The 13,618-nt window shown below is 62.5% G+C and carries 10 protein-coding genes; 5 read left to right on the top strand and 5 right to left on the bottom strand.

Annotated elements, in window-relative coordinates:
- Positions 1–199: 199 nt before the first annotated feature.
- Positions 200–649, top strand: coding sequence for a nucleoside deaminase (locus QQK95_RS09355; protein WP_284271356.1), 450 nt, complete (start codon positions 200–202; stop codon positions 647–649).
- 40 nt (positions 650–689) lie between these two features.
- On the opposite strand, the gene QQK95_RS09350 is transcribed toward QQK95_RS09355, so the two are convergent.
- The 3 genes from QQK95_RS09350 to QQK95_RS09340 form a co-directional block, all read right to left on the bottom strand.
- Positions 690–1,367: a metal ABC transporter substrate-binding protein gene (locus tag QQK95_RS09350; RefSeq protein ID WP_284271354.1), complete on the bottom strand. Its 678-nt coding sequence runs from the start codon at positions 1,365–1,367 to the stop codon at positions 690–692.
- A 204-nt stretch (positions 1,368–1,571) separates the two neighbouring features.
- Positions 1,572–4,553: an isoleucine--tRNA ligase gene (gene ileS, locus QQK95_RS09345; protein WP_284271352.1), complete on the bottom strand. Its 2,982-nt coding sequence runs from the start codon at positions 4,551–4,553 to the stop codon at positions 1,572–1,574.
- Between the two features lie 289 nt (positions 4,554–4,842).
- On the bottom strand, positions 4,843–5,649 hold the full coding sequence (locus tag QQK95_RS09340; RefSeq protein ID WP_284271350.1) for a MipA/OmpV family protein: 807 nt from the start codon (positions 5,647–5,649) through the stop codon (positions 4,843–4,845).
- A gap of 185 nt (positions 5,650–5,834) precedes the next feature.
- Here QQK95_RS09340 and QQK95_RS09335 point away from each other — a divergent pair, with 185 nt between their 5' ends.
- Positions 5,835–6,389 (top strand): HdeD family acid-resistance protein, encoded by a 555-nt coding sequence (locus QQK95_RS09335; RefSeq protein ID WP_284271348.1) that lies wholly within the window; start codon positions 5,835–5,837, stop codon positions 6,387–6,389.
- 60 nt (positions 6,390–6,449) lie between these two features.
- On the opposite strand, the gene QQK95_RS09330 is transcribed toward QQK95_RS09335, so the two are convergent.
- Both QQK95_RS09330 and QQK95_RS09325 read right to left on the bottom strand, forming a co-directional pair.
- Positions 6,450–7,430, bottom strand: a complete 981-nt coding sequence (locus QQK95_RS09330; RefSeq protein WP_284271346.1) for a bifunctional riboflavin kinase/FAD synthetase — start codon at positions 7,428–7,430, stop codon at positions 6,450–6,452.
- A 6-nt stretch (positions 7,431–7,436) separates the two neighbouring features.
- On the bottom strand, positions 7,437–8,297 hold the full coding sequence (locus QQK95_RS09325) for a TIGR01459 family HAD-type hydrolase (protein ID WP_284271344.1): 861 nt from the start codon (positions 8,295–8,297) through the stop codon (positions 7,437–7,439).
- A gap of 297 nt (positions 8,298–8,594) precedes the next feature.
- Between QQK95_RS09325 and QQK95_RS09320 the strand changes: the two genes are divergently transcribed.
- The 3 genes from QQK95_RS09320 to QQK95_RS09310 all read left to right on the top strand — a co-directional run bounded on the left by QQK95_RS09320 (position 8,595) and on the right by QQK95_RS09310 (position 13,500).
- On the top strand, positions 8,595–10,541 hold the full coding sequence (locus tag QQK95_RS09320; RefSeq protein WP_284271342.1) for a TadE/TadG family type IV pilus assembly protein: 1,947 nt from the start codon (positions 8,595–8,597) through the stop codon (positions 10,539–10,541).
- 190 nt (positions 10,542–10,731) lie between these two features.
- Complete coding sequence (locus QQK95_RS09315; protein ID WP_284271340.1) at positions 10,732–12,717, top strand: TadE/TadG family type IV pilus assembly protein; 1,986 nt, start codon at positions 10,732–10,734, stop codon at positions 12,715–12,717.
- 150 nt (positions 12,718–12,867) lie between these two features.
- Positions 12,868–13,500, top strand: a complete 633-nt coding sequence (locus tag QQK95_RS09310) for a LysE family translocator (RefSeq protein ID WP_140888789.1) — start codon at positions 12,868–12,870, stop codon at positions 13,498–13,500.
- The last annotated feature ends 118 nt before the right edge of the window (positions 13,501–13,618 follow it).

Raw genomic sequence — 13,618 nt, 5'->3', positions numbered from 1 at the left:
TTCGGGCGCGCAACGAACGCTGTAGCACTTTGATTTGGCGCATGATCTTTTCCGAAAATCGAGTCCGATTTTCGGGTTGATGCGCTCCATAACAGGATCGCGGGAGTTTGTCAGGGAAAAGTGGAAACCGGTTTTCCCGGGAAGACAAACGAAAACCAAAAGCCAGGAGTGGCGAGGAGATAATCGGAATGGAAACCGCGTGAAGCGGCCGGATTTCATGGCGCTGGCCCTGCATGAGGCTGAAGCGGCAGCCTTGCGCGGCGAAGTGCCGGTCGGCGCCGTCATCGCCAACGGCAGCACGGTCGTCGCAAAAGCCGGCAACCGCACCCGCGAGCTTGCCGACCCGACGGCGCATGCCGAGATGCTGGCCATCCGCGAAGCCTGCGGCAAGCTCTCGAGCGAGCGGCTGACCGGCCACGATCTCTATGTGACGCTGGAACCTTGCGCCATGTGCGCCGGCGCCATCTCCTTCGCCAGGCTGCGCCGTCTCTACTTCGGCGCCGCCGACGAAAAGGGCGGCGCGGTGGTCAATGGCGTACGCTTCTTCGCCTCGCCGACCTGCCACCACACGCCCGAAATCTATCCGGGCATGGGCGAGACCGAGGCTGCCCTGTTGCTCAAGGAATTTTTCAGGGAACGTCGCGACTGAACCGCGCCGCGCCGCCCAAAAAAGGCAGCGCTGACCATTCTTACAGGGACGGCAACCAGTCGAACCAGCCGGACTTCTTGCCTTCCGCCTCTTTCTTCAGGCGGCGTTCCTTCTTGTATTCGTCCTCGCCGAGTTCGTTCTGCGGCGCCGTGTCGGCCGCGACGCGATAGGCCAATGGCGGCTCGCTCAGATATCTGCGGGTGTTGGGGTCGCCCTGCTTGCTCACGGCAAGACGACGCTGAATCTCGGCGGCGCGGCCCTTGTCGGAATCAGCAGGCGTCCAGGCCGGCGGGTGGCTGGAGCCAGAATCAGCCATCGCCTTCTTGACCGAGGCCGGATCGGTCTGCACATCGTCGACGATCTCCGCCTGATAGCTCGGATCGTTCTGGTGGGCGGTGGCGTCGGCGCGCAGGCGCGCGCGGCGCTGCTCGGGCGATTCGGGCCATTGGGCGCTTGCCGTCTGGATGCTTTCCTGCGGTGCGGGAAGCGCTTCCTTCTGTCCCGGAGCGGGCTTCACCAAGGTGGGGCGCGGCTTGTAGTCGATCGGATCCTTGCGCTTCGGCGCGAAGGAGACGGCGCCGGTGAGATCGCCGGCCAGCTGTTCGGCAGCGGTCTTGTCGGTGCCATAGGTCGGAGAGCCCATGCAGCCGGATAGAGCGAGGCCCGATGCGACAAGCGGCGCCAGCAGCGCAAGGCGCGCCTTATATCTCTCGGTCATGCCAAAAAGTCCCACTCTAGACAGCCTCTCGATCGCCACCGGTCTTATGACCGGTCCCCATCGTCCAAGCACTTGCGACGGAAATCCGGCGACAATTTGTCTTCCGGAGTTTCGCGTGTTTACCTCAACCGCTCGTTAAGGGCAACGTACGGGCGGATTTGCACCGCCCGGCGTGGCATTTGTGCACTATCAAGCGACATGCAGCTAAAGCCGGCCGAGCGCCTTCAGTTCATGCAGCACGGCGGCATCGCGAGCGGAGACATCGGGAAATGCAGGATCCTGCCCGACATCGGCCGTGTAACGCCAGGAACGCGCGCATTTGACGAGGCCGCGATCCTCGGCCTTCTCGACCACCACGGCGACGCCCTTGACATCGTCGAGGGTGAAGGCGCCTTCCGGCGCCTGACCATGGGCAATGACGAGATCGCTGGTGATCGCCATCTCGGCCATGTCGACATCCGATATCGCCGCTTCGAGCGCTGCGTCGTTGATGGTGACGACGGGCACCGCTTCCAGCGAGGAGCCGATCACCTTCTGGGCACGCGCGATCTCGAGCGCACCGGTGACGACGCGGCGCACCTGCCGCACCTTGCGCCATTTTTCCGCCAGCGCCTCATTCTTCCAATCCGCCGGGATTTCCGGGAACTGGTCGAGATGCACCGACGCGGCATCCGGATGCCGGTCGAGCCAGGCCTCTTCCATGGTGAAGGGCAGCATCGGCGCCAGCCATTTCACCAGGCAGTCGAAGAGGTGGCGCACCACCTGCACCGAGGCCTTGCGCTTCATGCTCGACGGCGCGTCGCAGTAGAGCGCGTCCTTGCGGATGTCGAAATAGAAGGCCGACAGCTCGACCACCATGAAATCGACGAGCGCGCGGGTGATGCGCTTGAACTCGAAGGCGTCGTAACCCTGGCGCACCACCTCGTCGAGCTCGGCCAGCCGATGCAGCATCAGCCGCTCCAGCTCCGGCATCGCTTCCAGAGGCACGGTCTCGCCATCGTCATGGGCGAGCGTTCCCAGCATCCAGCGGATGGTGTTCCTGAGCTTGCGGTAGGCGTCGATATTGGTCTGCAGCACGTTCTTGCCGAGCCGCTGGTCTTCCCAATAGTCGGTCGTCACCACCCACAGGCGCAATATGTCGGCGCCGGATTGCTTGATGACGTCCTGCGGCACCACCGTGTTGCCGAGCGACTTCGACATCTTGCGTCCGTCCTCGTCCATGGTGAAGCCATGGGTGACGACGGTGTCGTAGGGCGCCCTGCCCCTTGTGCCGCAGCTTTCGAGCAGCGAGGAATGGAACCAGCCGCGATGCTGGTCGGACCCTTCGAGATAGACGTCGGCCGGCCATTTCAAGTCGGGACGGTCCTCCAGCGTGAAGACATGCGTCGAGCCCGAATCGAACCAGACGTCGAGGATGTCCATCACCTGCTTCCACCGGGACCCATCGTGGTTGCCGAGAAAGCGTTCCTTGGCGCCGGCCGCGAACCAGGCATCGGCGCCCTCTTCCTCGAAGGCGTCCATGATGCGCCGGTTGACCGCCTCGTCCTTCAGCACGTTGCCGTCCTCGTCGGCGAAGACGGCGATCGGCACGCCCCAGGCGCGCTGGCGCGACAGCACCCAGTCAGGGCGCTCCTCGATCATGGCGCGGATGCGGTTCTGGCCGGCGGCTGGCACGAAGCGCGTGTCGTCGATGGCCTTCAAGGCGCGGCTGCGCAATGTCGTGCCGTCGCCGAGGTCCTTGTCCATGTAGACGAACCATTGCGGCGTGTTGCGGAAGATCACCGGCTTCTTCGACCGCCAGGAATGCGGGTAGCTATGCTTCAGGCGGCCGCGCGCGAACAAGGCATTGCGCTTGATCAGCTCGTCGATGACCGCCTGATTGGCGTTGCCCTTCTTGCCATTGTCGTCGATGACACGCGCCGCCCCGCCCTCGCGATCCGGGCCGAAGCCAGGCGCATCCCTGGTGAAGAAGCCGGCATCGTCGACCGTAAAGGGGATCACGGTGTCGATGCCGCGTGCGCGCAGTTGGGGCGCGGCGTCCATCCAGGCGTCAAAATCCTCGCGGCCGTGGCCGGGTGCGGTGTGGACGAAGCCGGTGCCGGCATCGTCGGTCACATGGTCGCCCGCAACCATCGGCACCGGGAACTCGTAACCGCCGCCGAGCCCCTTGAACGGGTGCGAAAGCACAAGATTTCCAAGCTGTTCGGCGCTGACGCCGTGAAGGCGCTTCAAGGTGACCTTGGCCTTGGCCTGGCTTTCCTCGGCCAGGGCGTCGGCGAAGATCAGCTTCTCACCCGGCTGCGGGCCAAACGCGTTCTCGGCCGCCGTCACCTCGTAGAGGCCATAGGCAACGCGCGGCGAATAGCTGACGGCGCGGTTGCCCGGGATGGTCCACGGCGTCGTCGTCCAGATGACGACATGGGCGTCCAGCAGATCCAGCGACCGTCCGCTCAGGTCCGGATTGAGTTCCGCCGGCTGTCCGTCCACGACATTGGCGACGACAAGATTGGCCACCGGAAACTTCGCCCAGATCGTGTCTGACTCATAATCCTGGTACTCGATCTCGGCCTCGGCCAATGCGGTGCGCTCGACGACGCTCCACATCACCGGCTTCGAGCCGCGATAGAGCTGGCCCGACAAAGCGAATTTCAACAGTTCGCCGGCGATGCGCGCCTCGGCGTGGAAAGCCATCGTCGTATAGGGGTTCTTGAAGTCGCCGATGACGCCAAGCCGCTGGAACTCACCGCCCTGCACCGAGATCCAGTGCGCGGCGAACTCACGGCATTCCTTGCGGAACTCGTTGACCGGCACCTCGTCCTTGTTCTTGCCCTTGGCGCGGTACTGCTCCTCGATCTTCCACTCGATCGGCAGGCCGTGGCAGTCCCAGCCAGGCACGTAGTTGGAATCATAGCCGCGCATCTGGAACGAGCGGGTGATGACGTCCTTGAGGATCTTGTTCAGCGCATGGCCGATATGGATGTTGCCGTTGGCGTAGGGCGGGCCGTCATGCAGCACATATTTCGTACGGCCGGCGGCACTCTCGCGCAGCTTGGCGTAGAGGTCCATGTCCTGCCAGCGCTTGACCAGCACCGGCTCCTTCTCGGGCAAGCCGGCGCGCATCGGGAAATCCGTCTGCGGCAAATAAAGCGTCTTGGAATAGTCGATCGTTTCAACAGTGTCGGTCATTGATCTGCCATCTGCGTAGCCCCGTCGGCACAAAGCCCGGGCGTTGAGGTCTTTGATTGATGCCTATCGTTTTCCCAAAACCGGACCCACTTTTTGGGCGATATGCGTCGATGTTCTGAAAAAAGCGCGAGGGCGCGCGCGAAACTCCCGGCGGTTCCGGCGGCGCTCAGGCCACCCGGAACACCGGGCCAGTAATTCGTATCGCGATCGCGAAAAGGCGCGAAAAGCTCATCATGGCGTGGCTTTTAGCGGAGATGGGCGCAGGAATAAAGCGTCTCGTTCGATTCGCCTACATCTTGAAGTCGAAGCGATAGGTGGTCGACACACCGACCATGAACTGGTTGCGGTCCCCGCGCTCCCTGACCAGGCTGGAATCGGCCGCCGGACCCTCCAGGCGCGAATATTCGCCGAACAGGCTAGCGGTCATCGGATCGGTCACCTTCCAGGTCACCGCGCCGCCGAGGCCGACGGATTTCAGGCCGCCGCCGGGGTTGTACTGGCTCAGGCCCGAGGCAACGGCTTCCTGCGCATTGACGCCATAATAGGCGTCGAAATAGTTCGCCGAAGCAAAGGACACGCGCGGGCCGCCCGAAATCCTGACGGTTGGCGTCACATCGTAGAAGGCGTCGGCGGCGATATCGGCGACAAAGCCGTTATGGGCACGGATGCCATGCCGCAATTCGGCGCGCGCGCGCATCCAGTCTGTCGGATAGAATTCGAAGAAACCGCCGACTTCGCCGCCCCAGCGAACCGGATCGAGTCCCTTGAGTTCGTCATCGCTGCTGCGTGAAAACAGGAACTTGCCGGTCAGGCCGGCGCGGACGCCGCCATCATCGACAAGCGCCAGCGAAATATTGTCGTTGCGCGAGGTGAAGCGAGCCTGGGGACCAGCCTTGCCCAGGGAGATGATGGGCTGGGCGCTGAGCATGTATTTCTTGCCGCCTTCGAAATTCGGCGCGACGAGGCCCGTGGCGCCAACCGTCAGATACCAGTCGCCGGACAGCCAGCCGAAGGGGCCGTCGCCAGCCTCGGCCGCGCCCGACGTGGCCAGCATCACGGTAGCCAAGGCTGCAGAAATCTTCCCGACCGGACTCATGGCCACTCCACTAACACGATACAACTGTCCTTCGGTGACAGCTTTGACGAGGCTTTGGTAAAATTTGATTTAAGGTCGAGACATCCCCTCGCATTGCTTGCCCATCCGGCTCACCTCGGCTGGACGCGGGCCGGCACCGGGGATAACTTCATTGGATGCTGGCGGTCCTCAACGGAGGTGGCGACATGACCTTACACGGCGATACACTGAAGAACGCGATCGGCCAGACGCGGGAAAAGTGGGGATGGTTTGTCGGCCTGGGCGTGGTGCTGCTGATCCTCGGCGGCATTGCCTTCGGCAATCTGTTCATCGCCACGGTGGCTTCCGTCTATGTCGTCGGCTGGCTGATGCTGGTGGCCGGCATCATCGAGATCATGCATGCCTTCGGGGTCAAGACCTGGAGCCGCTTCTTCTACTGGCTGCTTAGCGGGCTGCTTTACGCGGTCGCCGGGTTTTTCGCCTTCGACAATCCGCTGCTGGCGTCGGCGGTGCTAACCTTCCTGCTGGCCGTTGCGCTCGTCGCCTCCGGCGCGCTGCGGGCCTGGGTCGGCTACAGCCACCGTCCGGAACAGGGCTGGGGCTGGATCGTCGCGGCAGGCCTCATCAGCGTGCTTGCCGGCCTGATCATCGCCATGGGTTGGCCGGTCAACAGCCTGTGGGTGCTCGGAATGTTCCTGGCGATCGACCTGATCTTCCAGGGCTGGACCTTCATCGCGGTCGGCCTGGCGCTGAAAAAGTAGCGTCTTGCTTGAGCATGATCTTGTCCGAAAACCGGTATCCACCACTTTTCAGGATCATGCTTAGAAGGCAATGGCCGCGTCGAGCCGCGAAAGCGACTTGACGCCGGCGAGCAGCGCGCGGGCTTCGGCTTCATCGCGCTTCATCTGCACCACCAATGCATCGAGGCCGTCGAATTTGGTCTCGCTGCGCAGGAAACCGAAGAACGAGACCTCGCAGGTCTCGCCGTAGAGATCGCCGGAAAAATCGAAGACAAAGGTTTCCAGAAGCGGTGCGCCATTGTCGTCGACGGTCGGGCGGCGGCCGAAGCTGGCGACGCCGTCATGCAACGTGCCGTCGGCGCGCCGGAAGCGGACGGCATAGATCCCTTCCTTGAGGGTGGCTTCGGCGGGAAGCCTCATATTCGCCGTGGGAAAGCCGAGCGTTCGCCCGAGCTGCTGGCCGCCGACGACTTCGCTTTCCACCGTGAAGCGATAGCCGAGCAGACCGGCGGCCTCGGCCACTCCGCCATCGCAGAGCAAGGCCCGGATCCGGCTCGACGAAACCACCTCGGCGCCCTCGTCGCGAAAAGCGTCGACGAGCGTGACGCCGAAGCCGTGGCGTTCGCCGGCTGCCATCAGATAGGCCGGCCCGCCCTGGCGGTCCTTGCCGAAATGGAAATCGAAACCGGTCACGGCGTGGGTGATGCCAAGCGTCCTCTCCAGCACGTCGGTGACGAAGGCTTCCGCCGACAGCGCGGCGAAGTCGCGCGTGAACGGCTGCTCGACGAGCGCGGCAAAGCCCAGCAGGGACAAGAGCCGCGCCTTCATCGGCGGCGGGGTCAGCACGAACAGCGGCAAATCGGGCCTGAAGACCTTTCGCGGGTGCGGTTCGAAACTCAGCACGAGGGCTGGCACGTCACGCCGCACAGCCTCGGCCAACGCCCGTTCGAGCACGGCCTGGTGACCACGGTGGACGCCATCGAAATTGCCGATCGCGACAACGCCGCCACGCAGATCGGCGGGCAGCGGCGCGGTCGCGGTGAGATGCTGGAAGCCTACCATCGCCACCTACTGCAGTCTGACCATGACGGCCACCGGACGATAGCCATGCCGTTCCAGGAAGAGCCCGAGCCTGGCCGGATCCGGCCGGGTTGCATCGCCGTAGTCGCGGGCATGGATGCCGCCGGAGACATAAAGAACGTCGAAACCATTGTCGGCCGCGCCCTTCACGTCGGTCATCATCCCATCGCCGATGGCCAATACCCGGGAACGCTCGACCGGCCGGCCAAGCACCTCCGCCACCTCCTTCATCGCCAGGTCATAGATCGGCGCGTAGGGCTTTCCCGCGATCAGCGTGCGGCCGCCGAGCTGGGCATAGTCGCGCGCCAAGGCGCCGGCGCACCAGATGATGCGCTCGCCGCGCTCCACCATGATATCGGGATTGGCGCAGATGAACGGCAGGTTCCTAGCGCGCAATCGGCGCAGAAGTTCCGTATAATCCTGAGGCTTCTCGACCTCGTCATCGAACAGCCCGGTGCACACAACGCCGGCGGCCTCGAATTCCTCGACGAGCTCGACATCCAGGCCGTCATAGAGGGTCAGATCGCGGTCGGCGCCGATGTGGAAGATCTTGCGTGGGCCTTCCGCGATCAGGTCGCGGGTCACGTCGCCCGAGGTCACCACACGGTCGTAAGCTGACGGCGGAACACCGATCACACTCATCTGAGCCACGACATCGGCGCTGCGGCGGGGCGAATTGGTGATGAGAACAACGGGAATACCGGCTGCCCTTGCCCTGGCCAGCGCCGCTGCAGCCGCCGGGAAATGCCATTCGCCATTGTGCACCACGCCCCAGACATCGCAAAGAATTGCCGAATAGGCTTTTGAGACGTCTTCGAGCGAGCCGACGATGTCAGGCGAATCCGCCATGCCGTTTCCTTCAATATGAGCGTTGCGAGTGCCGCAGCCGACGGTTCGCCGCAGCGGGTTCGAATTATCCGAACCGATCCATGCTGTCACCAGCTTTCACCTGGAGATCGGCGCGAAGGCGCCCCTGTGTGCCCAAACGGCGCTATCAGCAGGCACTGAAAGCCGCGGCTGGACAGCGTTTGGTTAACGCGCGTTGAAAGGGCGGCTCGGCCTTGGACATATTACGGCAACCTGAAATTTAACGATTTATGACAGGGTCCGCACCGATTATCGATTTGGCGGGGGTATTTTGCGGCAATGATCCGGAGATTCGGAAGCGATCGGCGTGGCAATTACGCGCTCATGACCGTCATCGCCATGGTACCGCTCATGGGCGGCCTGGCGATCGGCATCGACTACACCGAAATGACGCGGCAGCGACAAAACGCCTTGAACGCCCTGGACGCCGCCGGCGTCGCCACTGCCCAGCAGATCGTTGCCGGCGCCACCGACGCCGATGCCAAGGCGTATGCCAAGAATTTCTTCGAAGCCAATCTCGCGCATATCGATCCAGCCAACACCACGCTGGCCGTAACGCTGCCCAACAACAATACCGGCGGCGGCACCTTGAAGCTGTGTAGCACCCTGACCTACAAGCCCTACTTCCTGCCGACGGCAAAAGTGCTGTTGGGTGGCAGCACCGCCAACAGCGACATCAGCTTCGGCGCATGCTCCGAAGTCCGCCTGAAGAATACGCTGGAAGTGTCGCTGGTGCTCGACAATTCCTATTCGATGACGGAACTCGGCAAAGGATCCAACAAGGTGCGGTTCGACCTTCTCAAGAGCGCCGCGAAGCAGCTCGTCGACCAGCTGGCAGGCCAGGCGCAGATGATGAAGCAGGTCACCAATCCGGTCCAATTCAGCCTGGTCCCCTTCGCTGCGTCGGTCAATGTCGGCTCTGCCAATGCCTCGGCGACATGGATGGACACGACCGGCATCTCGCCGATCCACCATGAGAATTTCGACTGGACGACCATGAGTTCTTCCTCCACCAAGTACGCCCAAAACATCGGCGGGGTCTGGTATGCGAAAGGCAGCGGCTGGGACGCAAGCCAGAAGGACCTGCCGCTGACCCGCTTCTCCATCTACAACCAGATGAAACGCACGGCCACGGCCACCTATGTCGCGCAGTTCAAATGCACCGCGACCTATTCCAACGGCTCATGCCGGACCTGGCAAAGCGGCTACAACTACACCTACGGAAACGTCGCGTCGTGGGGCGGCTGTGTCGAGTCGCGGCCTTATCCTTACAATATCAACGATACCGCAGCGGCGACTGGGACGCCGGCGACGCTGTTCGTGCCCATGTTCGCGCCCGATGAAACCGATCTCACCGACAGCAATTACCCGCCTCGCCCCGCCAACAACAATTGGATTGCCGACGGGTCGTCGGGCAACAGCGCGGCGCGTCAGAGCTATATGCCGAAATATTTTACCGACCCGGGCACCACGGTTACTCCAGGCTACGGCATGGATGCTGGCCCCAATACGAGTTGCAGCACCACGGCGATCACGCCTCTGACCGACGTTTCCACAACAACCGGAGCGAACACAATCAAGGCTGCCATCGACGCCATGGCTGCCGACGGCGCCACCAATGTGCCGGAAGGCATGGCCTGGGGCTGGCGGACCCTTTCCAGCACTGCCCCGTTCACCGAGGGCAGACCCGAGACCGAAAGAGGCAACGACAAGGTTCTGATCGTCCTGACCGATGGTGCGAACACGTATTACACGCCAACGTCGGTGACGGCTCAGACCTACTCTGGAACCAACTGGAACTATGGCGGCAACGATCTGGCGGGCAGCAAAGCCATCTATTCGGCGCTCGGCTACATCGTGCCATTCAGCAACGCCTACACCTATGGTCGGATGTTCCTTGGCACCAGCGACAGCGTCAGCAAGACCGACTATTCCAACGCCAACTACACCAAGGCGATGAACGAGTACTTCACCACGCTGTGCAACAACGCCAAGGCCGCCAACATCATGGTCATGACCATTGCGCTCGACCTCGACGCCACCAAGACGGCGGAAAAAACACAGATGGACGCGCTGAAGGCCTGCTCGTCGGATTCCCGCTTCAGCAAGGATCCGACTGATCCGACCAAGCCGATGAAACTGTTCTGGAATTCGACCGGAGCGACACTCTCCGACGATTTCAAGGCGATCGGCAACGAACTGTCCAACCTGCGCATCGTCAGCTGATCGCAAGGTTCCGCTCGCGCACACCCTGCCCGACAAGGCGTTTCGCTCGGGTCGGTGCCGCAGGCTTGCATTGGTTAGCGTTTGGTGAAGCGCCGACCAAGCAATAGAGCGGTTTCCCAAACCCGTCCTTCAGCGTTTTGTGGAAGGCTGGCGTCAATCGAGAATCCGCCGGCGGGGGCCGCTGCAAGACATGCATGAACTTTGGCGTCAGTTCCGCCGCGATAGACGCGGCAACTATGCTCTTATGACAGTCGTGGCGATGGTGCCGCTGATGGGCGGCCTGGCGATCGCTGTCGACTTCACGGAGATGAACCGCGAAAAGCAGATGGTGACGAATGCGCTCGATGCCGCCAACTTCGCCACGGCGCGCCGGCTGACGGAAGGTGCTACCGACGACCAGTTGAGAGCCTATGCGCTCGACTTCTTCAACGCCAATCTGAACGATGTCGATCCCGCCAGCGCGACGCTCAACGTCACCTTGCCCAGCAACGCCACCGGCGGCGGCCTGCTCACGATGAGCGCGCAGCTTGCCTACAAGCCTTATTTCTATCCGGCCTTCGCCCAGCTCGTCGGCAAATCGGCAACCGATGCGAATCAAAGGATCAACTTCAACGTCACTTCCCAGGTACGGCTGAAGAACACGCTGGAAGTTGCGCTGGTGCTCGACAATTCCGGATCGATGACCACGCTCGGCACGGGCTCGGGCCAAAAGCGCATCGATCTTCTCAAGACCGCATCCAAGCAGCTGGTCGACACGCTGGCCCAGCAGGCGGTCATGATCAAGCAGGTCGACAAGCCGGTACAGTTCGGCCTCGTGCCCTTTGCCGCTTCGGTCAATGTCGGCCCCGCCAATGGCAACGCCTCGTGGATGGACACGGAGGGCCTGTCGCCCGTGTCGAACGAGAATTTCGACTGGTCGACGCTGAACGCGGCCAACAAATATGCCCAGCAGACCAACGGCATCTGGTACAAACGCGGCACCGGCTGGGGCAGCGAGGAAGGCCAGGTGTTGACCCGGTTCTCACTCTACCGGGACATGAAGGTCGTCACCAATCACGAGCGTGTCGTCAACAGCAAGCGGGTGGTTTGCGACGAGTACAATTCGAACAACACCTGCAAACGCAGCCACGACGAATATGACTACATCGATTCCTACGGTCCGTTCGCCAGCTGGCAAGGCTGCGTGGAGGCCCGGCCCTATCCCTACAATGTCAACGACACGCCGCCGTCCGGCGGCTCGGCCAACACCGGCATAGGCGTCGGCGATCCGGCAACGATGTTCGTGCCGATGTTCGCCCCGGACGAACCCGGCAATCACTGGAAGCTCACGCAGGACCCCGACGAAGCAGCCCCGGTGACCTACGGCGCGGTGAACAGCTGGTGGAACGACGATCCCACGAGCAGCACCGGTCAAACGCGGCTGCGCAACATGGCCAAATATTTCCAGCCGCGGCCGATCGATGCGCCGGCGCTGGCCGCCGGCAACGGTCCGAACTACAGCTGCACCACCAACCCGATCACACCGCTGACCGATGTGAGCGTCGCCGATGGGGCCACCTCGATCAAGGCGGCGATCGACCTGATGCAGCCGAATGGCGGCACCAATGTTCCCGAGGGCCTGGCATGGGGCTGGCGGGTGGTCTCAAGCGGCGAACCGTTCACGCAAGGGCGCCTGGAAACGGAAAAAGGCAACGACAAGGTGGTGATCGTACTGACCGACGGTGCCAACACCTACTATACGCCGTCCTCGCTGGGCTATTCGGACCCTGCCAACTCCAAATCGACCTACGCGTCCTACGGCTATCTCAACCCCGGCTACAACGGCACCTCGGTCGGCCGCATGTTCATGGGCACATCGAGCGCCATCGGTCAGTTCGACTATTCGAACGGCAATTACACCAATGCGCTCAACGAGCAGATGGCAACGCTTTGCAACAACGCCAAGGCGGCCAACATCATGGTGATGACGGTGGCGCTCGACCTGTCGACGACCCAGGCCAGCGACAAGCTGGCGATCAATGCGCTGAAATCCTGCTCGTCGGACTCGCGCTTCCGCAAGGACCCGACGGATCCAAGCAAACCGGCGAAGCTGTTCTGGAACGCGACCGGCGCCAGCCTGTCGAACGACTTCAAGGAAATCGGCAACGAACTGTCGAACCTGCGGGTGGTCGGCTAAGCACGCCGCGTCGGGGTCACTTTCGGCAACATGCATTGCCGTGCCTCTGGCGCAACGCCTAGTCCCTGCAAGCCCTTGCGGGCGCTTGCCGTGACAGGCAGATATTGGCTGCTCGCGGGTTCGCGTCGCGGGCGTGCTTGGGGACGAACAATGCCCGATACCGCCAACCATATCGCCTTCGCGCTGGTCTGCCTCGGCATGGTGCTGACGCCAGGCCCGAACATGATCTACCTGATCTCGCGCTCGCTGTCGCAAGGGCCGAAGGCCGGACTGATCTCGCTTGGCGGAGTCGCGGTCGGCTTCCTGTTCTATGTGTTGTCGGCGGCGTTTGGCATCACGGCGCTGCTGCTCGCCGTGCCCTATGCCTATGACGCGCTGCGCCTTGCCGGCGTGCTCTATCTGCTGTGGCTCGCCTGGCAAGCGGTGAAGCCAGGCGGACGTTCGCCGTTCCAGGTGCGCGACCTGCCGAAAGACAGGCCGCGCAAGCTGTTCGCCATGGGGCTGATGACCAATCTGCTCAACCCCAAGGTGGCCGTTCTCTATCTGTCGCTGCTGCCGCAATTCATCAGCATCGGTAAAGGCCACGTCCTGTCGCAGCTGTTGGTTCTGGGCGCGACGCAGATCTCGATCAGCCTGACCGTGAATGCCATCATAGCGGTGACGGCCGGTTCGATCGCCACCTTCCTTGCGGGACGGCCATTGTGGCTGGTGATCCAGCGCTGGATGATGGGCGGCGTGCTGACGGCGCTGGCGCTGAAGATGGCGACCGACGCGCAGCGCTGAGTCCCTCTAGAGCAATTCCAGGGAAAGTGTGAGCGGTTTTCTGTCCGGAATTGCGTCAAAACAAAGAGTTAGAGCACGATCTTTTCCCAAAACCGGTTCCTACTTTTGGGGATCATGC

Source organism: Mesorhizobium huakuii (assembly GCF_030160235.1).
Lineage (GTDB): Bacteria > Pseudomonadota > Alphaproteobacteria > Rhizobiales > Rhizobiaceae > Mesorhizobium > Mesorhizobium huakuii.
The sequence above is the reverse complement of the archived record's forward strand: the minus strand, read 5'-3'. Positions and strand labels throughout refer to the sequence as shown.